The sequence below is a fragment of the Streptomyces sp. NPDC005141 genome (genome assembly GCF_053599975.1).
The window spans coordinates 1-24,416 of sequence record NZ_JBSFYW010000073.1; the positions used below are offsets into that span (position 1 = coordinate 1).

At 70.8% G+C, this 24,416-nt stretch carries 22 protein-coding genes; 10 read left to right on the forward strand and 12 right to left on the reverse strand.

Annotated elements, in window-relative coordinates; genetic code table 11:
* Positions 1-137 precede the first annotated feature (137 nt).
* Positions 138-1,244 (reverse strand): winged helix DNA-binding domain-containing protein, encoded by a 1,107-nt coding sequence (locus ACWD68_RS36065; RefSeq protein WP_451810683.1) that lies wholly within the window; start codon positions 1,242-1,244, stop codon positions 138-140.
* A gap of 261 nt (positions 1,245-1,505) precedes the next feature.
* On the opposite strand from ACWD68_RS36065, the gene ACWD68_RS36070 reads away from it, so the two are divergent.
* On the forward strand, positions 1,506-2,624 hold the full coding sequence (locus tag ACWD68_RS36070) for a magnesium and cobalt transport protein CorA (protein ID WP_451810711.1): 1,119 nt from the start codon (positions 1,506-1,508) through the stop codon (positions 2,622-2,624).
* A gap of 54 nt (positions 2,625-2,678) precedes the next feature.
* Here ACWD68_RS36070 and ACWD68_RS36075 read toward each other — a convergent pair whose 3' ends face one another.
* Complete coding sequence (locus ACWD68_RS36075; RefSeq protein ID WP_451810684.1) at positions 2,679-4,982, reverse strand: FdhF/YdeP family oxidoreductase; 2,304 nt, start codon at positions 4,980-4,982, stop codon at positions 2,679-2,681.
* Between the two features lie 14 nt (positions 4,983-4,996).
* Entirely contained in the window at positions 4,997-5,074 is a 78-nt protein-coding gene (locus ACWD68_RS36080; protein ID WP_373287922.1) for a 50S ribosomal protein bL37, read from the reverse strand.
* A 167-nt stretch (positions 5,075-5,241) separates the two neighbouring features.
* Between ACWD68_RS36080 and ACWD68_RS36085 the strand changes: the two genes are divergently transcribed.
* Positions 5,242-5,724 carry a GreA/GreB family elongation factor gene (locus ACWD68_RS36085; RefSeq protein ID WP_451810685.1) on the forward strand — a complete coding sequence of 161 codons (483 nt, stop codon included), beginning with the start codon at positions 5,242-5,244 and terminating at the stop codon, positions 5,722-5,724.
* A 30-nt stretch (positions 5,725-5,754) separates the two neighbouring features.
* Here the strand turns inward: ACWD68_RS36085 and ACWD68_RS36090 are convergent, their stop codons facing one another.
* From ACWD68_RS36090 to ACWD68_RS36115, 6 genes are all read right to left on the reverse strand, one after another.
* Entirely contained in the window at positions 5,755-6,033 is a 279-nt protein-coding gene (locus ACWD68_RS36090; RefSeq protein ID WP_451810686.1) for a hypothetical protein, read from the reverse strand.
* Between the two features lie 93 nt (positions 6,034-6,126).
* Positions 6,127-8,670, reverse strand: coding sequence for an ATP-dependent Clp protease ATP-binding subunit (locus tag ACWD68_RS36095; protein WP_451810712.1), 2,544 nt, complete (start codon positions 8,668-8,670; stop codon positions 6,127-6,129).
* Positions 8,671-8,903: 233 nt separating this feature from the next.
* A complete protein-coding gene (locus tag ACWD68_RS36100) occupies positions 8,904-9,746 on the reverse strand; it encodes a family 1 encapsulin nanocompartment shell protein (RefSeq protein WP_451810687.1) in 843 nt (280 codons plus the stop codon).
* A 2-nt stretch (positions 9,747-9,748) separates the two neighbouring features.
* Complete coding sequence (locus ACWD68_RS36105) at positions 9,749-10,762, reverse strand: Dyp-type peroxidase (protein WP_451810688.1); 1,014 nt, start codon at positions 10,760-10,762, stop codon at positions 9,749-9,751.
* Positions 10,763-10,881: 119 nt separating this feature from the next.
* Positions 10,882-11,514, reverse strand: coding sequence for a DUF1345 domain-containing protein (locus tag ACWD68_RS36110; RefSeq protein WP_451810689.1), 633 nt, complete (start codon positions 11,512-11,514; stop codon positions 10,882-10,884).
* A gap of 49 nt (positions 11,515-11,563) precedes the next feature.
* Positions 11,564-12,049: a PaaI family thioesterase gene (locus tag ACWD68_RS36115; protein WP_451810690.1), complete on the reverse strand. Its 486-nt coding sequence runs from the start codon at positions 12,047-12,049 to the stop codon at positions 11,564-11,566.
* A gap of 104 nt (positions 12,050-12,153) precedes the next feature.
* On the opposite strand from ACWD68_RS36115, the gene ACWD68_RS36120 reads away from it, so the two are divergent.
* A complete protein-coding gene (locus ACWD68_RS36120; RefSeq protein ID WP_451810691.1) occupies positions 12,154-12,633 on the forward strand; it encodes a winged helix-turn-helix transcriptional regulator in 480 nt (159 codons plus the stop codon).
* 229 nt (positions 12,634-12,862) lie between these two features.
* Positions 12,863-14,236 (forward strand): diacylglycerol/lipid kinase family protein, encoded by a 1,374-nt coding sequence (locus ACWD68_RS36125; protein WP_451810692.1) that lies wholly within the window; start codon positions 12,863-12,865, stop codon positions 14,234-14,236.
* 47 nt (positions 14,237-14,283) lie between these two features.
* Here the strand turns inward: ACWD68_RS36125 and ACWD68_RS36130 are convergent, their stop codons facing one another.
* Both ACWD68_RS36130 and ACWD68_RS36135 read right to left on the reverse strand, forming a co-directional pair.
* Positions 14,284-15,789, reverse strand: coding sequence for an ATP-binding protein (locus tag ACWD68_RS36130; RefSeq protein WP_451810693.1), 1,506 nt, complete (start codon positions 15,787-15,789; stop codon positions 14,284-14,286).
* The gene (locus ACWD68_RS36135) at positions 15,786-16,484 is read right to left on the reverse strand and encodes a response regulator transcription factor (RefSeq protein ID WP_451810694.1); all 699 of its coding nucleotides are present in this window, start codon (positions 16,482-16,484) and stop codon (positions 15,786-15,788) included. The genes ACWD68_RS36130 and ACWD68_RS36135 overlap by 4 nt, the downstream gene beginning before the upstream one ends.
* Positions 16,485-16,635: 151 nt before the next feature.
* Here ACWD68_RS36135 and ACWD68_RS36140 point away from each other — a divergent pair, with 151 nt between their 5' ends.
* The 6 genes from ACWD68_RS36140 (at position 16,636) to ACWD68_RS36165 (ending at position 23,092) form a co-directional block, all read left to right on the forward strand.
* Entirely contained in the window at positions 16,636-17,973 is a 1,338-nt protein-coding gene (locus ACWD68_RS36140) for a ferredoxin reductase family protein (RefSeq protein ID WP_451810695.1), read from the forward strand.
* Between the two features lie 10 nt (positions 17,974-17,983).
* Positions 17,984-18,427: an FMN-binding protein gene (locus ACWD68_RS36145; RefSeq protein ID WP_451810696.1), complete on the forward strand. Its 444-nt coding sequence runs from the start codon at positions 17,984-17,986 to the stop codon at positions 18,425-18,427.
* Positions 18,428-19,150, forward strand: coding sequence for an FAD:protein FMN transferase (locus ACWD68_RS36150; protein ID WP_451810697.1), 723 nt, complete (start codon positions 18,428-18,430; stop codon positions 19,148-19,150).
* A gap of 272 nt (positions 19,151-19,422) precedes the next feature.
* Positions 19,423-20,904, forward strand: a complete 1,482-nt coding sequence (locus tag ACWD68_RS36155; protein WP_451810698.1) for a family 43 glycosylhydrolase — start codon at positions 19,423-19,425, stop codon at positions 20,902-20,904.
* A gap of 19 nt (positions 20,905-20,923) precedes the next feature.
* Positions 20,924-22,369, forward strand: coding sequence for a family 43 glycosylhydrolase (locus tag ACWD68_RS36160; RefSeq protein WP_451810699.1), 1,446 nt, complete (start codon positions 20,924-20,926; stop codon positions 22,367-22,369).
* Positions 22,370-22,633: 264 nt separating this feature from the next.
* The gene (locus ACWD68_RS36165) at positions 22,634-23,092 is read left to right on the forward strand and encodes an SRPBCC family protein (RefSeq protein ID WP_451810700.1); all 459 of its coding nucleotides are present in this window, start codon (positions 22,634-22,636) and stop codon (positions 23,090-23,092) included.
* Between the two features lie 124 nt (positions 23,093-23,216).
* On the opposite strand, the gene ACWD68_RS36170 is transcribed toward ACWD68_RS36165, so the two are convergent.
* Positions 23,217-24,392 (reverse strand): glycoside hydrolase family 6 protein, encoded by a 1,176-nt coding sequence (locus tag ACWD68_RS36170; RefSeq protein ID WP_451810701.1) that lies wholly within the window; start codon positions 24,390-24,392, stop codon positions 23,217-23,219.
* Positions 24,393-24,416: the final 24 nt, after the last annotated feature.

Below are 24,416 nucleotides of genomic sequence, written 5' to 3' on the forward strand. Positions count from 1 at the left end.
CGGGCCTCCACGAGCGGCCCGCAACGCCCCTCATCCACTTCCACGCCCCTCGCGCTTGCCGGCGGACGGCTTCCCCGCGGTGCCCCGTCCGTCCGCCGGCACCTCATTCCGCGCGACTCCGCACAGGTGCGGCGGCCTCAGGGCCGCGCGACCTTGCCGAACCTGACGTCGTACCCCTCCCCCTCGTGCATCGCCGCGAGCATCCGCTCCCCCTCGGCCGCGACCTCGTCGCGCTGCGCCTTCGTGAGCCTGCCGAAGGGTTCGACGACGAGAGCGCCCTCCTCCAGCTTCCACAGGCCGGACAGGAATCCGTCGACGAGCAGGGTGCAGTAGGCCTGATTGCCCTGCCAGGTGCGCCCCTTGAGGTCGGCCGGCACGACCCGGGAGCGGTCTGCGTGGGACAGGAGCAGATTGTCGAACTCGGGCAGGAAGCGGGGCGGGGCCGGGGTCTCCGCGTCCGGGCGGGACGCGTCGGGGAGGTCGAAGAGTTCCACCCCGTTCTCGTCACGGAACGTGACGAGCCGGGGCCGGAGACGCTCGAAGGCCTCGCGGAGCCGGGTCAGACCGGCCCAGGTCTGCATGTCCTTGACCGAGGCGGGGCCGAAGGCGGCGAGATAGCGCAGCACGGTCGCGTCCGGAGCCGGAGCCGGCTCGGCGGGCCGGCCCAGCCAGTGCTCGGCGGTGGTGAGGGCGACCTGGCCGCTCCGGCCCCACAGACCGCGCGGGGTGACCTGGACGAGCGGCAGGGTGCAGCGGGCCGCGATGGAGAGGGCGAACGGGTCGGCGTCCGGCCACTCGGTGAGCAGCGCCTCCCGCAGCTGCTTCATGGTGCGCGGCTCGGCCTCCACCAGCTCACGGCTGACCACGGCGAGCCGGTCCAGGTCGACACCGGCGAGCCCCTTGCGGAACTGGCCCAGCTCACGGTCGCGTGCGGCCTGCACCAGCGGACGCAGGGTGAGGACGTCCTCGGCGGTGTGCGTGTGGATGGTGGAGCGCATGGTGACGATCCGGACGGCCTGGCGCGCGTCCATGGCGGCCGACAACTGCTCGGGCCGGAACCCCTCCACCCGCGCGGCGAGGGCGTAGTACGGCGGCTTCACGTTCTGCGCCTGGAGGCCGAGGAGGTGCCCGACCGCGGCCGTCGCGGACAGCGGGGAGCGACGCAGCAGGAGCTGACGGTCCAGGGTCGCGCGGTTGAGGGCACGGGCACCGAGCACGGGGGCCGTCGCGGTCGTCTTCGTCATACTCGGCACGCTAGCGCCGCTCGCGGACACCTTCTGTCCGCAACTCTCGTCACGCTCACGATGCCGCCGAACACCCGGGGATCGTTTGCCCCGTATATCCTGCTCCGTGATCACACAGACGTACGGTCGACCATGGAGGCAGCCGCGATGTCCGAGCGACGCGTCCGCTCAGCCTCGAACAGCCGGAAGGGCACGAGGGCCACGGACAGCCCCGCGGAGTCGGAGAACTCCGGGGACCCGAAGGGTGCGAAGGCCGGCCGGATGTCCGTCTGGCGGCGCGCCCTGACCCCGCCGTCCGCGCCGCCCGCGCCGCCTCCGGCACCGGACGCCGCCCCGCCCGCGCCCGAACCCGCCGAGGTCGCCAGCGTCGTCCAGGCGGCGCTGTACCGCGACGGGGTACGGGTGTCGACCCCCGCCTCGCTGGCCGAGACCTTCCGTGAGCTGCGCGAGCAGCCGGCCGGCATGGCGTGGATCGGCCTGGCCCGTCCCACGGAGACCGAACTCCTCTCGCTGGCCGCCGAGTTCGATCTGCATCCGCTGGCCGTCGAGGACGCGATGGAGGCGCATCAGCGTCCGAAGCTGGAGCGCTACGGCGAGACACTCTTCGTCGTCCTGAGCGCCGCCCGCTATCTCGACGCGGTCGAGGAGGTCGACTTCGGTGAGCTGCACGTGTTCGTGGGGCCCGACTTCGTGATCACGGTCCGGCACGGCGCGGCACCGGACCTCTCGGCGGTGCGCCGCCGCATGGAGGACAGCCCGGACCTGCTGAGACTCGGCCCGGAGGCCGTGCTCTACGCGATCCTCGACTCCGTCGTCGACGGTTACGTCCCGGTGGTCACCGGGGTCCAGAACGACATCGACGAGATCGAGACCGAAGTCTTCCGCGGCGACCCCGCGGTCTCGCGCCGCATCTACGAACTCTCCCGCGAGATGGTCGAGTTCCAGCGCGCCACCCGCCCCCTGGTCAGCATGCTGCACAGCCTGATGGCCGGTTTCGCCAAGTACGGCACCGACGAGGAACTCCAGCGCTATCTCCGCGACGTCGCCGACCACGTCACCCACACCAGCGAACGCGTCGACGGCTTCCGCCAGGCCCTCACCGACATCCTCACCGTCAACGCGACGCTGGTCACCCAGCAACAGAACGCCGAGATGCGCGCGTTGGCGGAGGCGGGCTTCGAACAGAACGAGGAGATCAAGAAGATCTCCTCGTGGGCCGCCATCCTCTTCGCCCCGACCCTCGTCGGCACCATCTACGGCATGAACTTCCACCACATGCCGGAACTGACCTGGCGGTTCGGCTACCCGTTCGCCGTCGGCCTGATGGGCGTGGTGTGCGTGAGCCTGTATTTCATCTTCAAACGACGCCACTGGCTCTGAGCCGGCTCCTCGCGCCCGCCCTCGGACCCGGACCCGTCCCGGGAGCGCGAGCGCTCAACTCGCCGGTGCGATCGTGACCTTGACGTGTTTCATCAGGGGCTGGTCGCTCTGGACGCTGTAGTCGCCGATCGCGCACAGCACGTTCATCTCCGGCATGTAGCCGGCCGCGCAGCCGCGCGGGATGTCGTAGGGAATGGCCAGGTAGCCGTCCAGATTGCGGTGGCTGCCGTCCTTCGCGGTGCTGACGATGTCGACCGGAGCGAACTCGGAGATGCCGCGTTCCCGCATGTCGTCCTCGTTCATGAAGACGAGCGTGCGCAGGTTCTTGACGCCCCGGTAGCGGTCGTTGTCGGAGTAGATCGTCGTGTTCCACTGGTCGTGGGAGCGCATGGTGCCGAGCGCCAGCGTGCCGGGGGCGGGGACCACGTCGGGCAGCGGGGCCGTGGAGAACTCCGCCTGTCCCGTCGGAGTGAGGAAGACCAGTTCGCGGGCCGGCTGCTTGATGCGGAAGCCGAGCGGGAGCCGCACACGGCGGTTGCAGTCCTCGAACCCGTCGAGGGTCCGTGCCATCGTGTCCCGGATGCGGTCGTAGTCCTCGATGTACCACTCCCACGGGGTGTCGCTGTCCGGGAGGGCCGCGCGGGCCATGCCGGCGATGATGGCGGGCTCGGACAGCAGGTGCTTCGAGGCGGGGCGCTTCATGCCGACGGACAGATGGACCATGCTCATCGAGTCCTCGACCGAGGTGCTCTGGACGCCGCCTCGCTGGTGGTCCTTCTCGGTCCGGCCCAGGCACGGCAGGATGAGCGCCCGGCGGCCGTGGACGAGGTGGCTGCGGTTGAGTTTGGTACTCACCTGGACCGTGAGGTCGCAGTTGCGCAACGCCGCGTAGGTGTAGGGGGTGTCGGGCGCAGCGAGGGCGAAGTTGCCGCCCATGCCGACGAACACCTTCACATCGCCGCGGTGCATGGCCTGGATGGTGGCCACGGTGTCCAGGCCGTGCTCGCGGGGCGGGTCGATCCTGCAGACCTCGGCCAGCCGGTCCAGGAACTCCTCACCGGGCCGGTGGTCGATGCCGCACGTCCGGTTGCCCTGGACATTGCTGTGGCCGCGCACCGGGGAGGGACCGGCGCCTTCGCGGCCCAGATTGCCGCGCAGCAGAAGGAGGTTGACGATCTCTCGCACGGTGTCGACGCCGTGTTCGTGCTGGCTGAGACCGAGACACCAGCTGATGATGGAGCGGTCGGCGTCGCGGTACACCCGGGCCGCCTTGAGGATGCCGTCCCGGTCGATCCCGGACTGCAGCTCGATCTCGTCCCAGGACGTGGCCTCGCACACCGCGCGGTACTCGTCGAAGTAGGCCGTGTGGCGGTCGATGAACTCCTGGTCGACGGCCTTGGGGTCGGTACCGGACTGCTCCAGGACCGCCTTGGCCATGCCGCGCAGGAGCGCCATGTCGCCGCCGATGCGGGGCTGGAGGTTCAGGGTGCTGGTCCGGGTGGACTTGAAGAGGGCCATGTCCGTGAAGTCGTGCGGAACGATGGTGCGGGTGGCGGCCGCCTCGACCAGCGGGTTGACGTGCACGATCTGGGCGCCGCGGTGGTAGGCCTCGGCCAGGGCGGTGAGCATCCTGGGCGCGTTGGAGGCGGCGTTGACGCCCATGATGAACAGGGCGTCGGTGGTCTCCCAGTCCTTGAGGTCGGCGGTCCCCTTGCCGGTGCCGAGCGACGCCTGGAGAGCGCGGCCGCTGGCCTCGTGGCACATGTTCGAGCAGTCGGGCAGGTTGTTCGTGCCCAGTTCGCGGGCCATCAGCTGATAGAGGAACGTGGCCTCGTTGCCGAGGCGGCCGGACGTGTAGAACGACGCCCGGTTCGGATCGTCCAGCTCCCGCAGGGCACGGCCGACCAGTTCGAACGCGTCGCGCCAGCTGATCGGCACATAGTGGTCCGACTCCGGGTCGTAGACCATCGGCTCGGTCAGCCGGCCCTGGTCCTCCAGGGCGTAGTCGCTCCAGCCGAAGAGTTCGGTCACCGAGTGGGCGGCGAAGAACTCGCGGCCGACCCGCTTGCCCGTCATCTCCCAGGTGACGTGCTTGATGCCGTTCTCGCAGATGTCCAGGTGCAGGCCCTTGGTGTCGTCGGGCCACGCGCATCCCGGGCAGTCGAAGCCGGTGTTCTCGTGGTTCATGCGCATGATCGCCCGCGGGCCGTCCACGAGGGCGCGTTCGCGCACCAGGAAGCGGCTCACGCTCTTGGCCGCACCCCAGCCGGCGGCGGGGTGATGGTACGGATGGAATTCCGGTTCACCCTGGGGGTCGGGCCCCACGCGGGGCTCCAGGCCGTCCTGGGATGCGTTCAAGAGTCTCACCGAGCCTAGGACTGGGGGCGTTTCCCGTGGTTCGCGGCGTGCTTACGGCGGCTCTTCTTCTTCCGGCGGCGCTTCGAGGACATGGGAACCTCCCTCACTCGCAGGACATCGGGAAGCGTCCTGAACTCCGGGGACCCACGATTCCATACATCACATATCGTCGCGATTCGACCCGATATCACACTGAATTGAACAGATATGCTGTCAATAGTCCAATTCGGCTCACCCCTCGGCACCCCCAGGAGCAGGCATGCCCAGCGAACCCGCGCCGATCAGCGAAGCTGCCCGGCACGCTCTCGAGCAGGAACTCGCCGATCTCCGCACCGAGCGGGGAACGGTCGCGGCGACCCTGCGCGACTCCGACGCGGAGGTGGGCGACAGCGCCGACGAAGCGGACGAGTTGCAGCGCGCCGACGACCTCCGGCGGCTGGACGACCGTATCTCCGACATCACCACACGCCTCCGCCAGGCGGAGGTGGCCGGTCCACCGCCCACCGACCTGGTCGGCGTGGGCAGCACGGTCACGGTGCGGTTCTCGGACGGCACGGTGGAGACCGTGCAAATCGGTGAAACCGCCGCGGTGTTGGACCGGACGCTCGTCACGGCCGACTCCCCGCTCGGCAGCGCGCTGCTCGGCCACCGGGCGGGAGACACCATGGGTTTCGAGGCACCCGACGGACCCGAGAGCGCCGTGGTGGTCTCCCTGGGCGAGTCGCCCGACCGCAGCGGCTGACCGGCCCCGCCAGTTCTCGTACCAGCCCCGCTAGTTCTCGTAGCGGGAGGGCGGGAAGGGGTCCCGGGACCGCCGGGTGACATTGCCGGTCGGAATCCGGCCGGCGCCCACCTCGAGATCGATCTCCTCGCGCTCTCTCCTGTACGCGGATTCGGGGTCCTCCGTCGGACCGGCCACCAGACCGGCTTCACGCCGCTCGCGCTGCGTCCGCGCGAACAGCTCGTCGTCGTCCGCCCGCAGGGGCATTCCCCTGTTGTGGGCGTGCTCCGGATCACCTTCGACATCCCGGTTGGACTTGTGGTGCGTCATGCGCCGCCTCCTCAACTGACTACCCGGCGTTCACGCGCCCGGGTACGCCTTCGATGTCAGGAGTCCTCCGTCCCGTCCTTCGTCGTACGTGCCTTACTCGTTCTCCGCCTCGCCGGCGGCCTGCCCGTCGCCCCGCTCCGCCTCCGTGCCGTCGCCCGAGGCGTCCTTGCGCACGGTGCAGTGGACGGAGCCGTCCCGTTCGTCGGCGACGATCGTGTCGCCGGGTTCGGCCTCGCCACCGAGCAGCAGCTCCGCGATGCTGTTGTCGAGTTCCGTCTGGACCGTGCGCCGCAACGGGCGCGCGCCGAACTCCGGTTGGTGACCATGGGCGATCAGCAGCTTCTTGGCCGCCTCCGTCACCTCGAGCTTCATACCCTGCGCGTGCACCCGGCGTTCGCTCTGCCCGAGCAGATGACCGACGATCTGCGCCAGGTCGTCCTCGGTGAGGCTGTGGAAGATGATGATGTCGTCGATACGGTTGAGGAACTCGGGCAGGAACCGGGTCCGCAGCTCGTCCATCAGCACGTCCTTGAGCTCCGACACCTGCCCCTTGTGGTCGAGGATGCGGTGGGCGCCGATGTTGGACGTCATGATCACGACGCAGTGCCGGAAGTCGACGGTGCGGCCCTGGCCGTCCGTGAGCCGCCCGTCGTCGAGGATCTGGAGCAGCGTGTTGAAGACATCGGGGTGCGCCTTCTCCACCTCGTCGAACAGGACGACGCTGTACGGCTGCCTGCGGACCTTCTCGGTGAGCTGGCCCGCCTCGTCGTAACCGACGTATCCCGGAGGCGCTCCGACCAGACGCGCGACCGTGTGCTTCTCCTGGAATTCGCTCATGTCGAAGCGGATCATGCGGCTCTCGTCGCCGAACAGCAGCTCCGCGAGGGTCTTGGCCAGCTCCGTCTTGCCCACGCCGGTCGGACCGAGGAAAAGGAAGGAACCCACGGGGCGGTTCGGATCGCCCATGCCCGCCCGATTGCGGCGTACCGCCTGCGAGACGGCGGTGACCGCCTCGTCCTGGCCGACGATACGGGAGTGCATCTCCTCCTCCAGCTTGAGGAGCTTCTCCTTCTCGCTGGCGGTGAGTTGGGAGACCGGGATCCCGGTGCGCCGGGAGACGACGTCCGCGATGTCGCGGGCGGTCACGGACACGACACCGGCGCGCCGCTCCTCGATCCCCGCGAGCTCACCCGTCGCCTCGGCGATCCGCCCCTTCAGCTCTCCCGCCCGCTCGAAGTCCTCGGCGGCGACGGCCTGATCGCGTTCACGGCGCAGTTTCGCGACGCGGTCCTCGCGTTCGGCGACCTCGGTCGAGCGGCCGGCGCTGCGCAGCCGCACCCGCGCGCCCGCCTGGTCCATCACGTCGATCGCCTTGTCGGGCAGGAACCGGTCGCTGATGTACCGGTCGGAGAGTTCCGCCGCGGCGGCCAGGGCTCCGTCGGCGAAGCGGACCTGGTGGTGCGCCTCGTACGCGTCGCGCAGCCCCTCCAGGATCTGCACGGTCTCCTCGACCGACGGCTCCGGAACCATCACCGGCTGGAAGCGCCGTTCGAGCGCGGCGTCCTTCTCGACGTACTTGCGGTACTCGTCGATGGTCGTCGCACCCACCACGTGCAGTTCTCCGCGGGCGAGCGCGGGTTTGAGCATGTTGCCCGCGTCCATCGAGCCCTCGCCCGTCGCACCCGCGCCGACGACCGTGTGCAGTTCGTCGATGAAGAGAATGATCTCCCCGTCCGACGCCTGGACGTCCTCGATGACCTTCTTCAGCCGCTCCTCGAACTGGCCGCGGTACTGGGCACCCGCCACCATGCCGGACAGGTCGAGCGAGACGACGCGCTTGCCCTTCAGGGTGTCGGGAACATCGCCGGACACGATGCGCTGCGCGAGTCCCTCGACGATCGCGGTCTTGCCGACGCCCGGCTCCCCGATGAGCACGGGGTTGTTCTTGGACCGTCGCGAGAGGATCTCGATGGTCTGCTCGATCTGCTCGGCCCGCCCGACCACCGGGTCGAGCCGACCGGCCTTCGCCTCTTCCGTGAGGTCCCGTCCGAACTCGTCCAGGGTCGTGGCGGGCTTGTCGGGCTCGGCGGGGCGGCTGTCCGGGCGGGCCGTCCGTTCCGTGAGGCCCGCCAGCTTCTGCGCGTCCTGCCCGTCGGCGCGCAGCAGCTGGGCGGCGCCGGTGTCGGCGTCACCCAGCAGGGCGCCGAGAATGTGCTCGGGGCCGATGTAGGACACTCCGGCCGCCTGCGAGCGGGCGTACGCGGCGGCGAGGGTGCGTTTGGCCGCCGGGGTGAGGCCCGGTTCCGAGGACGGTTCGCTGCTCTCCCGGGGAAGCACCTCTGCCAGCTGGGACGCGAGGGTGTCGGGGTCCACGTCCGCCCGGGCCAGCAGCGAGCGCGACGGTTCCACTCGCGTGGCGGCCCAGAGCAGGTGCTCCGTGTCGAGATCGGACGAGCCGTCCTGCATGGCACGCTGCGCGGCCAGGTTGAGGAGTTCCTGCGAGGACTCTGTCAGCAGCCGTCCGATGGGCACTCGCTGCACCGCCGGGGGTGATGACGCGGGCGACATCCCGAAGAAGCGGTTCAGCAAGTCACCGAAGGGTTCGGACGCGCCGAAACCGTACGACGACATCGACATGGGCAGCTCCCGGTGCGGTGTGAGTCCTTCCACCATTTCGCGGCGCCTATTGCTCCGCAACCGGAGCGGGCGTCCGCGACACCAGGCCCATGGCCTGCGGAAATTCCCTCGAGAACGGGGAACTCGGCGCGGGGAAACGTGTGTTGACGGGATTCGGGGAACGGACAGCAAATCCGGTCCAGCCCCGTTTCCCGGCATGACGGAACGGGGGTCGGACCCCTCTCCCGGCAGGGTCAGGCCGTGTCCGCGCTCGCGTCGCTCCACGGGTCGAGAGCCACCACGGCCTCGTCCGTGTGGACCAGGAAGGTCAGGGTCTGGCGGAAGTACAGGTCGATGCCGATGGAGTCGTGGGCCGTGTAGCCGATGGCGAGATCCTCACCGAGCCGCAGCTCGTAGTCGCCGCCCCGGGTGGTGAGCAGGAAGGCCCCTTCCATGGCGGGTGCCCAGATCAGCCGTCCGTCGAGCATCCGGCCGAGGTGGGCGGCGATGGGATAGCCGTGGTCGGAGGTCTCACTGACCGCCGTGTACGCCTCGGCCCCCAGCAGCAGCGCGTACGGGCCCTGCACGCCTGCCAGACGGAGGGTGCTCAGGGCGTGGCTGACCGCGTCCGGGAAGTCGCGCGGCTCCGCGGGAAGACGGAGCACGGGGTTGGAGGTGCGTGCGCGAAGACCGTCGACGCCGGCCGCCGCGTATCCGTTGAAGACGGTCTGGTCCTCGGCGAAGGCCATGGTGCGGGCGGCGTCCTTGACCGGTTGCCAGTCGGAGTCCTTGGCGCCCCGGTCGACGTCGTCGACGGCGGCACGGCTCACCCTGAACGGCACCGTCAGCTCGACCAGGGGCTGCACCTGGCGCAGCCGTGCGGCGACACCGGGTGACGGCCCGTCGATGCCGGACAGGTGGCCCGTCCCCACGGCCGCGAGTTCCGCGCCGTCGGGGCCCGAGACGTCCACGGCGCGTCGGCCTGCGAGGTTGCGCCGGAAGGTGCGGCGCGCCTCGTCCTCGATCTCGGCCCATGCCGCGGGCGTGATGGGGGCGAGTTCACGGTGCAGGTTGCCGGTGCCGTCGGGCGTGGTCATGTTCAGGCTCCTTTGAGGCTGCCGATCCCCAGTGAGCCGTCCGCCGCCGGCTCGCCGGAACCGGCGGGGAGGTCCGCCGCCTGTTCGCCCGGAGCGGCGGGGAGGTCGTCGAGGAAGTCGACGGTCGGCACGTGGAAGAGGCATCCGGTGATCGCGGTCGAGAAGTCGAGGATGCGGTCGTGCGGGGCCCGGCCGTCTCCGAGGAACATGTTCCGCAGCATCCGCTCGGTCACCTCGGGCGTGCGGGCGTATCCGATGAAGAACGTGCCGAACTCGCCTTCTCCCAGGGTGCCGAACGGCATGTTCTCCCGCACGATCTTGCGTTCGTTGCCGTCCTCGTCGGTGATGGTGTTCAGTGCGACATGGGAGTCGGCCGGCTTGATGTCGTCGGGGAGTTCGACGTTGGCGAGCTTCGTGCGCCCGATGACCCTCTCCTGCTCGTCCGACGGCAGCGCCTGCCACGTCCGCAGGTCGTGCAGGTACTTCTGGATGATCACGTAACTGCCGCCCTCGAAGGCGGGGTCCTCGTCGCCGACGATCACGGCTTCGACAGCGGGCCGCCCTTCGGGGTTCTCGCTGCCGTCGACGAAACCGAGCAGATCGCGCTCGTCGAAGTACTTGAACCCATGGACCTCGTCGACCACCGTGACCGCGCCGTCCAGGCGTTCCATGATCAGCCGGGCCAGTTCGAAACAGAGGTCCATCCGGCGGGCCCGGAGGTGGAACAGGAGGTCTCCCGGCGTGGACGGGGCCCGGTGGCGCTTCCCCGTCAACTCCACGAACGGGTGCAGCTCTTGGGGGCGGGGCCCGCTGAACAGCCGGTCCCAGGCCGCCGATCCGATGCCGACCACGCAGCCGAACTCGTCGCCGGGCGCCCGGAAGGCGACGGAACGGCGCAGCCCCGAGACGTCCTCCAGCAGGCCGCGGACCGTGTCCTCGTGCCCCGGCGTGACGGTGACCACGAGGAACACGGTGGCCCTGGCCGGTCGGGAGATCACAGCCTGTGGCTCGGCCAAGGGTCGGCCTCCTCAGGAGACGCGGGGGTGTCCGTCGTACGCGGACCGGTCGGTTCTTCCTCCCATCCTGCTTCGTCCCGGGGGAAACCGCACGGGAACGGGGCGTGCCGCCGGTGCCCTCAGCCGCTCACGATTCCCACGACGACGTTGATGGCCGTGGCGAGAATGCTGGTGCCGAAGACGTACGACAGGAGTGAGTGCCTCAGCACGATCGAGCGGATCGCCGAACTCGAGACGTCGGTGTCGGACACCTGATAGGTCATGCCGAGGTTGTAGCTGAAGTAGAAGAAGTCGCGGTATGCCGGCGGGTCGTCCGCGTTGAAGTCGATGCCGCCGTCGGCCTCGTAGTACAGGTAGGCGTAACGGGTGGCGTACATCAGGTGCAGGGCGGCCCAGGCCATGAACACCCCGCACAGCGCCGTCACAGCCGCGGCGTGGACGTTGCCGGACTCGCCGCGCACGAGCAGCAGCACGATGGCGAACAGCCCGCACAGGGCGACCATGACCACCACGAGTTCGTCGGTCAGGGGCCGGAAGTCCTCACGCCGCGCGTTGCCGCGGGTGGCCGCGGCGGTCATCGGCCACAGCACCACCCAGCCCGCCAGGACGAAGAACAGTTCGGTGGCGGCGATCCCGGCCAGCAGGCCCAGGATGACGTCGGTCGGCAGTCCGACGGCCACGCCGACCAGAGCGCCGAGCACCACCGCGCCCGTCAGGCGCGGCACGGCATCCATGGGCAGCTTCGTCCTCATACACCGCCACGGTATCCCCGTGGCGGTGGGTCGGCCCGGCGAAGGTTTCTCAGACGGGAAACAGCAGGCAACTGCTGGTGGTGTGGGCGAGCAGCCGGTCGGCCGCGTCGAAGAGTTCGGCCTGGGCGAGGGCCGTACGGCGGCCGCTGTTGACGACGGTGCCGACCGCGCGGACCTTGCCGGTGTCCACGGTGATCGGCCGCAGGAACTTCACGGTCAGGTCGAGTGAGGTGTATCCGGTGCCCCGGGGCAGCACGGACTGCACCGCGCAGCCCGCCGCGGAGTCGAGCAGGGTGGCGTAGATGCCGCCGTGGACGCTTCCGATGGGGTTGTAGTGCTCCTCCCCCGGGTCCAGGGAGAAGACCACCCGTCCGTGCTCGACCTCTTCGAGGGTCATGCCGAGGGTCGCCGAGATCGGCGGGGCGGGGAGTCGTCCGGCCTGCATCTCACGGAGGAAGTCGAGGCCGCTGTACCGACCGACCGCGGCGGCGGAGACGGTCGGGTCCTCCCAGTCGTACGTGCGAGACCTGCCCATGACGCTCCCTGTTCCCTCGACGTTCCCCGATCTGGCTTTGCTTTTCGAAGCTAGCCAGTCCGACACCTGGATGTCAATGTCACAGCCAGCCTACGATGGGGCCCATGACGTGGCTCGACACGAGTACCGAGAACTGCACGGTCCAGCGGACGCTCGACCTGGTCGGCGAGAAATGGTCGATGCTGGTCCTGCGCGACGCCATGAACGGCGTACGGCGCTTCGAGGACTTCCGGCGGCATGTCGGGCTCTCCGAGAGCGTGCTGGCCGACCGGCTGCGGAAGCTGGTCGCCGCCGGGATCCTGGAGACCGTTCCGTACAGCGAACCGGGCAGCCGCACCCGGAACGAGTACCGGCTCACCCGCAAGGGCTGGGAACTGTGGCCCGCCATGATCGCCCTGAAGCAATGGGGCGACCGCTACACGGCGGACCCCGAAGGTCCGCCCCTCGAGGTCGTGCACGCCGACTGCGGCGAGGAGGTGCGCACGGTGGTCGTCTGCGGCGCCGGGCACGGCGCCCTGATTCCGCCGGAGGCGCGCACCCGCCCCGGCCCGTCGGCGAGGCGCGCCGACTCCACGCCCGGCTGACGTCCGGCCGCGAACGGACCCGGAGACGGACCCGATGACATGCCGTCTCGTGGTGCCGGAGCCCGGCTCGTGGCAGCGTGGCCCCGTACGGGCCGTCCCCAGCACGTCGGACATGGACGTCCACCGCACGGGCATCTGGTTGTTCGCGTGACCGGCACAGCGGCGACTCCTGTACGGAGACTCCCGTACGGAGGCCGCGGCGCGGGAGGGACCGACCAGTGGAGGAACGATGAGCACGGAGACGGGGCCGCCGGCCCGCGAACGGTGGGCGGCGAGGGCCTCGCTGGCCGCGGCGGCGCTGGCCGTGGCGGTGCCGCTCGTCTTCGGAGGCGTACGCGGGTTCCTGCTCCTCCTCGCCGCCCTCGCGGGCATGGCCGTCGCGGCGGCGGCCCTGTGGTGGACGCTGACCCGGCGCGGACCGGCGCGCTGGATCGCGGGGCTGCTGGCGGTCGCCGTCCCCATCGCCGTCATCGTGGTCCTCGCGGTCACCCTGCTGTGGACCCTGCTGCTGTCCCCCGTGCTGTGGATCCTCGCGGTGTGGAGCGGCCGCTACGCGCTGCGGAGCGCCCGCGGCCGTGTCCGGCCCATGAAGGAGCACCGCACCCCACCGCCACGGCGTCCCTTCGTCCTGATGAATCCCCGGTCCGGCGGCGGCAAGGTGGAGCGGTTCGGGCTCGTGGAGAAGGCCGAGCGGCTCGGCGCGCGCGTCGTCCTCCTCGACCCGGAGCACCATCAGGACGTCACCGAGCTGGCCCGTCGGGCGGTCGCGGACGGAGCGGATCTCCTCGGCGTCGCGGGCGGCGACGGGACGCAGGCGCTCGTCGCGGCCGTCGCCGCCGAACACGGTCTGCCGTTCCTCGTCGTCTCGGCCGGCACCCGCAACCACTTCGCCATGGACCTCGGCCTGGACCGCGACGACCCCGCCACCTGCCTCGACGCCTTGACGGACGGGGTCGAACTCCGGGTGGACCTCGGCTTCGCCGGGGAGCATCCCTTCGTCAACAACGCCTCGTTCGGCGCGTACGCCGCCGTCGTCCAGGATCCCGCCTACCGCGACGACAAGATCGGCACCATCCTGCAGCTCCTTCCGGACCTGCTGACCCGCCAGCGCGGACCGCAGCTGACCGCCCAGGCCGCCGGCACCACGCTCGAGGCCCCGCAGGCGCTGCTGGTGAGCAACAACCCCTACCGCACGAACGACCCGGCCGGTCTGGGCCGCCGCGAGCGGCTCGACTCGGGACTGCTCGGCATCCTCGGCGTCAAGGTGGACAGCGCCGTCGAGGCCGCCGCCCTCCTGCTCTCCCCGGACCCGCAGGGCCTCGCGGTCCTCACCGCGCGCGAAGTGGTCGTCGGCGGCGACAGCCACGAACTCGAGGTCGGCATCGACGGCGAGGCCATGATCCTGCCCACCCCGGTGCGCTGCCGTGTCGAGCCGGGCGTACTCCGCGTCCGCGTCCCGAAGAAGCGGCCGGGCGTCCCCGCGGTCCAGCCCACCCTGGACTGGCGCCGGCTGCTCGCGCTGGCGATGCTCGTGGGCCGCACGGCCGGCGTACGACGTCCCGGCCACAAACCGAAGCCGGAGCCAGGCACCGACAGGCCCTGACGATCACGGCAGCGGGAGCCGTTCGGGATCGTTCCTCCGCGGAGCCATCACGCCGTCCCCCGTGGGCGGGAGGGCACCGCGCCCGGCGCGGGGAGACCGCGCGGAAGGCTGATGGCGAAGACCGTGCGGCCGGGACCGCTGGACAGGTCGACGGTGCCGCCGTGGGCGAGGACCAGGGAGCGGGCGACCGCGAGCCCCAGCCCGCTGCCGCCCCGGTCGCGGCTGCGCGCCTTGTCGACGCGGTAGAAGCGGTCGAAGACGCGTTCCTGCTCGGCGTCCGGGATACCACCGCCGGAGTCGAGGACGCGGACGACCGCCGCGTCGGTGGAGACGGACAGTTCCACGCCCACCGCGGTACCGGGCGGGGTGTGCACCGCGGCGTTCGTGAGCAGGTTGTCCAGGACCTGACGGATGCGCAGCGGGTCCAGGCGCAGCCGTACGGGTCCGGGGCCGACCGTCGCCGACAGGGTGTGGCCGGGGTGGCCCGCGCGGAAGGCGTCCACGGCGTCGCGGGTCAGCGCGGCGAGGTCGGCGTCCTCCAGGCGGAGCGGGGTCTCGACCTCGGCGGCGTCGAGGCGGGCGAGCAGCAGCAGGTCGTCGAGGAGAACACCCATCCGGGCCGCCTCGGCGCGCAGCCGGGCCAGGTGTTTCTCGCGTTCGGCGGGCTCGTTGGCGGCGGCGTACTGGAAGAGGTCCGCGTAGCCGCGTACGGACATCAGCGGGGTGCGCAGTTCGTGCGAGGCGTCGGCGACAAACCGGCGCAGCCGCTGCTCGGCCGCCGTGCGCACGGCGAGGGAGTCGTCGATGTGTTCCAGCATCGTGTTGAAGGCGGTGCGCAGCTCCTCGACCTCCGGGCCGCCCTTCCCACCGCCGGCGCGCACCGGGAGCCGGGCGGAACCGGTCAGGTTGTGCGAGGTGATGCCCCGGGCGGTGTGCGCCATGTCGCTGATGGGCCTGAGGCCGCGCCGCAGCACCGCCCGGCCGGCCACGACGAGCGCGAGCAGGGCGAGGGCGAACGCCACGACCTGGACGGTGATGAGCTGCCGCACGGTGCCCTGGAGGTCGGCCGTGGGCGCGGCCGTGACCAGGACCACTCCGGGTTCGACCTCGCAGGCGCGCAGCTTGTACGCGCCCTCTCCGTCGATCCGCGCGTCACGCAGGCTGTGCGCGGAGCCCTCGGGCGGCAGTGCCTCGGCGGCGGCCGTGAGGGCGACGGTGTCCGCCGGCACGTCGGCGGGTTCGCGGAGCACGGCACGGCCGCCCCTGACGTCGTAGACGGCGGTGAACCAGCCGTAGTACGGCTGCTGCCGCACGGTGCCGTGGGACGCCGCGTCCTTGGACTGGGCGATCTGGACGAGCTTCATCTGCTGGCCGAGCTGGCGGTCGAGATAGTCCCTCATGTACGTCGTCAGCGCCGTGCCCACGACGGCGAACACGACGAGCGACAGCGCGCCCATCCCGAGGGCGAGCCGGGTGCCCAGGCGGGTCCGGCGAAAGGTCTCCCGGAAGCTGCGCGGACGGCCGGCCGGCGCCCGTGCCCCCCGGCTCCTCACGCGGCGACCTGCCGGACCACGTAGCCGACGCCGCGCACGGTGTGGATGAGCGGTGTCCCGCCGTCGTCGGTGCCGTCGAGCTTGCGGCGCAGCCGGCTGACGACGAGTTCGACGACGTTCGAACGGCCGCCGAAGCCGTACTCCCAGACGTGGTCGAGGATCTGGGCCTTGGTGAGGACGGTGGGCGACTTGCGCATCAGGTAGCGCAGCACCTCGTACTCGGTGGGGGTGAGTGTGAGCAGCCGGCCGGCACGCCGTACCTCGCGGGTGTCCTCGTCCATGGTCAGGTCGGCGACCGTGAGCACGGAGCGCTGGAAGCCGGGTCCCGCGCTGCGGCGCAGCACGGTGCGCAGCCGGGCCATGAGCTCCTCCACGGCGAACGGTTTGACCAGGTAGTCGTCGCCGCCCCGGGTGAGGCCGGCGACCCGGTCGGCGACTCCGTCGCGGGCGGTGAGGAAGACGACGGGCACCATCGTGCCGGACTGCCGCAGCCGGTCGAGGACGGCGAATCCGTCCAGGCCGGGGAGCATCAGGTCGAGCACCACGATGTCGGGGTGGAACGCGGCGGCCCGGTGCAGTGCCTCCTCGCCCGAGTTGGCCGTGACGGCCTCCCAGCCCTCGTAGCGGGCGACCGTCGCGACAAGATCGGCTATCGGAGGGTCGTCGTCCACGACCAGGAGGCGCACTTTTTCCACCCGCCCATAGTGCTTCACCCGGCGTGCGGCGCCATAGCCGCGGCGGTCCGTGATCCACATCGATAGGTACTTGAAAGTCGTCCGACAGGAAAACGACAGCTCCCACCGGGCAGGCTCGGTATCCCCACGACCGAACGAGGAGCTGCCCTCCGTGACCACTGCCGAACGTGTCCAGCCGCCCCCCACGGCGATACGCCCGAAGGTGGTGGCCCGTACCGGCCTGTACGCCCTGCTGGCGGCGAACGCCGTCGTGGTGGCGGTGTTCTTCGTCCGGGCCGGGTTCGCCTCGAACACGCTGATCGTGCTGGGCCGGTTCACCGGCCTGTACGGCGCGCTGCTGATGGCCTTCCAGCTGGTGCTCGTCGCCCGGCTCCCCTGGCTCGACCACCGGATCGGCATGGACCGGCTGACGTCCTGGCACCGCTGGGTCGGCTTCGGCCTGCTGTGGACGCTGCTGTCGCACGTGGTGTTCATCGTCCTCGGCTACGCCGAGGGGACCTCGGCGGGCCCGGTGGACGAGCTGGTGGAGCTGGCCACCACGGTCGCGGGCGTGCTGCGCGCACTCGTCGCCCTGGTGCTGATCATGGCGGTGGGCGCGGTGTCGGCCCGCTGGGCCCGGCGCCGCCTGGCGTACGAGACCTGGCACTTCATCCACCTCTACACCTATGTGGCGGTGGTGCTGGCGTTCACGCACCAGGTCGCGGCCGGCACGACCTTCACCGCGTCGGCGGTGGCCACGGCGTACTGGTGGACCCTGTGGGGCGGGGCGCTCGGCGCGGTCCTTGTCGGCCGGGTGGTGCTGCCGGTGTGGCGGAACCTGCGCCACCGGCTGCGGATCTCGGCCGTCGTACCCGAGTCCGACACCGTCGTGTCGATCTACATCACCGGACGCGACCTCGACCGGCTGCCCGCCCGGGCGGGCCAGTTCTTCCTGTGGCGGTTCCTCACCAGGGACCGCTGGTGGCAGGCCAATCCGTTCTCCCTGTCGGCCGCGCCGGACGGCACGCGGCTGCGTCTGACCGCGAAGACGGCGGGCGACGGCACGGCCGCCCTGCGGCATCTGAAGGTGGGCACGCGGGTCTTCGCCGAGGGACCCTACGGCGCCTTCACCGCCCTGCACCGCACCCGTCCGGAGACGCTGCTCATCGCGGGCGGCGTCGGCGTCACCCCGATCCGGGCGCTTCTGGAGGACCTGCACGACCATGTGGTGCTCATCTACCGTGTGGCAGCCGACCGGGACGCCGTGCTCCTCGACGAGCTGCGCGAACTCGCCGACGCCAAGGGCGCCGAGCTGCACGTGGTGACCGGCCCGGCGACGCCGGACAGGCTGGCGCCGCGCGAACTCGCCCGGCTGGTGCCGGACGTCGCCGACCGGGACGTCTTCGTGTGCGGGCCGCCCGGCATGACCGGCGCGGTGCTGCGCACCCTGCGCGACCTGGGTGTACCCAAGGCGCAGATCCATTTCGAGCGTTTCAGCCTGGCGGGATGAGAGGGACACCGTGAAACGAGCACTGCCTGTCGTGGCCCTGTCGATCGCGGGTCTGATCCCGCTGTGGCGCTACGCACCGTCGCAGGACACCCCTTCCACCACCACCGAGGCCGCCGGGCCCGCCCCGAACTCCTCATCGTCGCCCACCTCTTCTTCCCCTTCGTCGTCCTCGTCGTCCTCGTCGGGCGCGGTCTCACGGGTCGTCCGGGGCAGCACGGTCGACACCTCGAAGGGTGTGGTTCAGGTCGAGGTGACCTTCGAGGGCGACACGATCGGTTCGGTGCGGATGCTCCGGCAGCCGGACCACCCGCAGACCACCGCGGCCGTGCCGAAGCTGATCCAGGAGACGCTCCAGGCGCAGAGCGCCGACATCGACACGGTGTCGGGCGCCACGATCACCAGTGAGGGATACGTGACGTCGCTCCAGGCCGCCCTCGACGCGAAGGGTTCGTGAGTGCGCCGCGTCGAACATGTCATGGGCTTCCCGGTCTCGCTGCTGATCGGCGACGAGGACGCCGTCGAGGAGAGCGCGGACCCGGTGTTCGCCTGGCTGCGCGAAGTCGACGCGCGGTTCAGCCCGTTCAGGCCCGACAGCGAGGTGTCCCGGCTGGGCCGGGGCGAGCTGGAGCGCTCCCGGATCAGTCCGGATCTGGCCGAAGTCCTCGGCGTGTGCCAGGAGTTCCGCGTCGCGAGCGGCGGCGCCTTCGACGTACGGCTGCCCGGTCGCGGCCTCGACCCCTGCGCGGTCGTGAAGGGCTGGTCGGTGCAGCGGGCCGCGGAGCTGCTGACCGCGGCCGGGGTGCGCGGGTTCTGTCTCAACGCGGGTGGTGACGTGGTGACCGCCGGCGGCCCTTGGCGGGTGGGTGTACGTCACCCGGAACTGGCCGACATGGTGTGCACGGTGCTGGAGATCACCGACGGGGCGGTGGCGACGTCCGCGCGGTACGAGCGGGGCGACCACATCCTCGACGGACGCACCGGCCGGCCGGCGACCGGTCTGCTCAGTGTCACGGTCGTGGCGCCGTCGCTGACCGAGGCGGACGCGACGGCCACGGCTGCCTTCGCGCTGGGCGCGGAGGGCGTCGAGTGGGCCGCCTCGCGCGAGGGCTGCGAAGTGTTCGCGGTCGACGCCGAGCACCGCGTCTTCCGTACGGCGGGGCTTCCCGTCGCGAGTTGAGCGTGGCGGGCGCAGGCGCCCGCGGCGAGGAACGCGTGGCGGGCGGTGACGCCCGCGGCGGGTTGAGCACGGCCTGCGGCGAGTTGAGCACAGGGTGCGGCGCGCCGTCGCGAACCGGCCGTCGCGGGCGGTTCGGCATACGGCCCGGCAAGAGAGCCCGCACCGAAACACGCCGGAAGCGTTGACGTGTCCCTGCCGGAAACCTATCTTCTGGTCGAACCTCCGCACAGCGTACGAGATTTCGAACTCTGGGCCGTCAAAGGGGACTCGCCGTGTTCCGCACCCGCCACTGGTTCGCCCTGGGAGCAGCGCTGTCGGGGCTGCTCGCCTCATCGCTCACCCAGCCCGCCACCGCGGCCGACGGTCGGCCGTACACCAATCCGGTCAAGTCCCAGAAGGGCGCGGATCCCTGGCTCGAGTACCACAGCGGCAGCTACTACCTGGTGACGACGTCGTTCACCCATGAGCTGACGATGCGCAAGTCGCCGACGCTGGCCGGGCTCGCCATCGCCCCCAGTGTGCAGATCTGGTCGGACACCACCTCCGGCCGCAACGCCAACTTCTGGGCGCCGGAGATCCACTTCCTCGACGGCAAGTGGTACCTGTACTACTCGGGAGCGCAGAGCGGGGCCGCCTGCTGCGACACCCAGCGCACCCACGTCCTGGAGAGCGCGGGCTCCGACCCGATGGGCCCGTACACCTACAAGAACACTCTGACCGGCTCCAACCTCGACCCCGGCGGCTGGCTGATCGACGCCACCGTTCTCCGGTACGGCGGCAAGCAGTACCTGGTGGGCAGCGGCTCGGTCGGCGGCAGCAAGCAGAGCCTGGTCATCGCGCCGATGAGCAATCCGTACACGCTGAGCAGTTCCGCCTTCACCGTCATCTCCAGCCCCACGCTGAGCTGGGAGACCTCCGGCGCCCCCGTCAACGAGGGACCCGAGCCCCTCTACCACGGCGGCCGGACCTTCCTCACGTACTCCGCCAGCTACTGCCAGACCGCCGACTACAAGCTGGGCCGGCTCGAACTGACCGGCACCGATCCCCTCGACCCCGCCTCCTGGACCAAGAAGCAGACCCCGGTCTTCCAGCGCAACGACGCCGCCGGGGTCTACGGCCCCGGCCACAACGGGTTCTTCACCTCGCCCGACGGCTCCGAGAACTGGATCGTCTACCACGCCAACAGCTCCGCGAGCGGCGGCTGCGGCAACGGCCGGACGACCCGGGCGCAGAAGTTCACCTGGAACGCCGACGGCACGCCCGAGTTCGGCACACCGGTCGCGACCGGCACCACGTTCGCGGGCCCCTCCGGGGAGACGGCCACGACCCCGACGGCGTACACCGTGGTGAACCGCAACAGCGGCAAGTGCCTGGATGTGGAGGGCTCGGGTTCCGCGGACGGCACCAACGTCTTCCAGTGGACCTGCGGCGGCGGCGCCAACCAGAAGTGGCGCGTGGAGGACCAGGGCGACGACACGAGCCGTCTGGTGAACACCGCCACCGGAAAGGTCCTGGACACCGCCGACTGCTCCGCCGCCGACGGCGCCGACCTGCGCCAGTGGAGCTGGCTCAACAACAACTGCCAGCGATTCAGGCTCGTCCACACAGGCGGGGACTTCGTGCGGATCGTCAACGCGAACAGCGGCAAGGTCGCCGACGTGGCCAACTGCGGTACCGGCGACGGCATCGACGTACGCCAGTGGACCTGGCTGAACAACTCCTGCCAGCAGTGGCAGCTCAAGCCGACCGTCTGACACCGGGAGACCCACGACCATGCGACGTCTCATCGCCCGCCTGCTGACGGCGGTCCTCGCCACACTGGCCCTGCCGGCCACCGGAACGCCCGCCCACGCGGCCGCCCCGCCCTCCCCCGCGGTGACCTTCACCAACCCGGTCGCCGAACAGCGCGCCGACCCGCACATCTTCAAACACGCCGACGGTTACTACTACTTCACCGCGACGGTCCCGACGTACGACAAGATCGTGCTGCGCCGGGCCAGCACGCTCCAAGGGCTGGCCACCGCTCCGGAGACCACCATCTGGACCAAGCACGCGAGCGGTGTGATGGGCGCGCACATCTGGGCGCCGGAGATCCATTTCATCAACGGCAAGTGGTACGTCTACTTCGCGGCCGGTTCGACCAGCGACGTATGGGCGATCCGCATGTACGTCCTGGAGAGCTCCGCCGCGAACCCGCTGACCGGCGGCTGGACGGAGAAGGGGCAGATCGCCACCCCGGTCTCCTCCTTCTCCCTGGACGCGACCACCTTCGTCGTGGGCGGAGTCCGCTATCTCGCCTGGGCTCAGCGCAATCCGGCCGAGGACAACAACACCAGCCTGTTCATCGCCAGGCTGGCCAACCCCTGGACCATCAGCGGCACTCCGGTGGAGATCTCGCAGCCCACGTCGTCCTGGGAGACCGTCGGATACAAGGTCAACGAGGGGCCCGCCGTCATCCAGCACGGCGGCAAGGTGTTCCTGACGTACTCGGCCGGCGCCACCGACGCCAACTACTGCCTGGGCATGCTGACCGCGTCCGCCTCCGCCGATCTGCTCAACGCCGGTTCCTGGACGAAGGGTTCGCAGCCGGTGTTCCGGAGCAGTGCCGCGACCTCGCAGTACGGGCCCGGCCACAACTCGTTCACCGTCTCCGAGGACGGCAGGTCGGACGTCCTCGTCTACCACGACCGCAACTACAAGGACATCAGCGGCGATCCGCTCAACGACCCCAACCGCCGCACCCGCCTGCAGAAGATCTACTGGAACGCCGACGGCACCCCATCCTTCGGCATCCCGGTCGCCGACGGTGTCTCCCCGGTCCGCCTCTCCTCGTACAACTTCCCCGACCGGTACATCCGTCACTGGGAGTTCCGCGCGAAGATCGAGGCGAACGTCGCCACTCTCGCCGACTCGCAGTTCCGGGTCGTGACCGGACTCGCGGGCACCGGCACCGTCTCGCTCGAGTCGGCGAACTACCCCGGCCACTACCTCCGCCACAAGAACTTCGAGGTGTGGGTGGAGAAGGACGACGGCACCACCGCCTTCAGGAGCGACGCCACCTTCTACCGGCGGGCCGGCCTCGCCGACACCACCTCCGGCGTCTCGTTCGAGTCGTACAACTACCCGGGCCGGTACGTCCGTCACTACGACTACCTGCTCTACGTGCAACCCGCCGACACGACGGCGGCCAAGGCGGACGCGACGTTCTACACGGAGTAGGAGCACCGGGGCGGGGATGCCGGGCGGCCGGAGCGGCGCGGAACCCCGCCCCGTCGGTCGCCCGGCTGGACACCTCCGGTCGGTGGCACCAACGGGGCGCAACCTGGCGCGAGTTGCCCCTTCGGTACCGGGCCCCGGTGGTCGAGCCGGTCGGCGACGTTGCTCGCCCCTGAGGACGAGGGTAGGGCGGGCGCGCCCGATTTCATCCGGTTGCGGAAGAGTTCATCTTCCGTTCGGCGGACTTCGAGCGCCTACGATCCTGCCGTGGTCCTCTTCGTCCTGGAACGCGCGTCCCGGCACTCCGTCGCCGAGAGCTGGCGGCGCCTGACCGACTGGCCCCGGCACGCGGACGTCGTCCCGCTGACCCGGGTCACCGTGCGCACGCCGCCACCGACGCGGGAGGGCACGGTCTTCGTGGCGCGGTCGGGGCTCGGGGCCCTCGCGTTCGACGACCCGATGGAGGTCGTCGCATGGCGGCCGCCGCGCGACGGGAGCCCGGGAACGTGCCGGCTGGTCAAGCGCGGCACGTTCGTCACGGGCTGGGCCGAGTTCGAGGTGCACCCGGCGGGCTGCGGGGGTTCACGGGTCATCTGGCGGGAGGACCTGAGCGTGCGCGGCCTGCCAGGGTTCGCCGACCGGCCGCTGGGGTGGTCGGCGCGGTGGATGTTCGGGCGGGCCGTGGACGGGCTGCTCGGGCGGGGTGAGGACACCGGGCGGGGGTGAGGGCACCGGGCGCGCAGCCGGGGCGCGGAGCTCCCACCCCTGCTGCCGGGGCGCGGCCCCTCACATCCCCCGTATCAGAGGACGGACCCTCGGGCGCGGGCGCTCACACCCCCTCCCGCATCCGTCAATCCCCCCGCAGAATGGGCGGATTGGCGAGCCGGACCAGTTCCAGGGCCTGGTCCGGGAACCAGTCCCCCGCGTCGGGGTCGACCGAGCCGCGCTCCGGGTCCTCGGGGCCCGGCGTTCCGCGCAGGCAGAGCCCGTCCGACTCGCCGGGTGTCTTGATCCACAGCCGGGCGTCCTGGAGCGGGTCGCCGGTGCGCAGGGTGGGGCGGGCGCCGAGACCGCGGTTCGGCGGGTTGCACCAGTCCTGCGGGTCGCCGTACGTGCCCGCGGGCGGGGTCCAGGGGCCCTGACCGTTGCGGCTGGAGTCCGTGACGAAGTGCTTCATGCGGGACGGCGGAGTGTGCACCCGCGCGTCCAGCCAGGCCTGCGCGTCCGCCCGCGGCCACCATTGGTTCGGGCACTCGGCGACGTCACCGCCGCCGTCGGCATAGGCCAGGCAGGACGAGATCAGCTTGCCGTACCAGGAGTTGGCGTCATCGGTGTTGTAGTTCGAGGCGTTGGTGTAGAAGCCGGAGGCCCGTGCCACCCCGCCCTTGATCAGGCGCGGCACGATGGAGCTGACGGTGTGCCAGCCCGGATGCCCGGTGTCCAGGTAGACCCGCGTTCCGGACAGCGGCTCCAGCTTGTCGACCGCGTAGTTGACCTCGGTGTAGCGCGCGGCGGTCTTCGTTCCCTGCGCGTCGTCCTGGCCGCAGTCGGAGGGCAGCAGGGCGAGGGCGTCGGGTTCGAGGGTGACGATCGTGCCGCCGCGCCCGATCCCCCGCACGACCGCGTCGATCCACGCCTTGTACTCCGCGGTGTCGGCGGCCCCGCCCGCCGAATAGTTGGAGCAGTCCCGGCCGGGGATGTTGTAGAGCGCCAGCACCGCGATCGCGTCGTCGTGGCCGGCGTCGCGCACCACCCCACGCACCAGCCGCTCCACCTGGGCCGGCGTCTGGTCGCCGAACCACACGGCCTGCGGGGTGTTGACCATCGTCAGCAGACCGGCCGCGTCGCGGTATTGGCCGGCCCGGGCGAGATCGAGCGCCTGCCGGTACGCCGCCGGGTTGGGCTCCGGGACGTACAGCGACGGTCCGTGGTCCGTGGACCCGGCGGCGTGCGCCGCGGGTGCGGCGAAGAGGGCGGCCAGCCCGACGGAGAGAGCGGCCAGCCACGTCGAGGTACGTCGTCTCATACGGGTTCACTCCTGGTTCGCCAC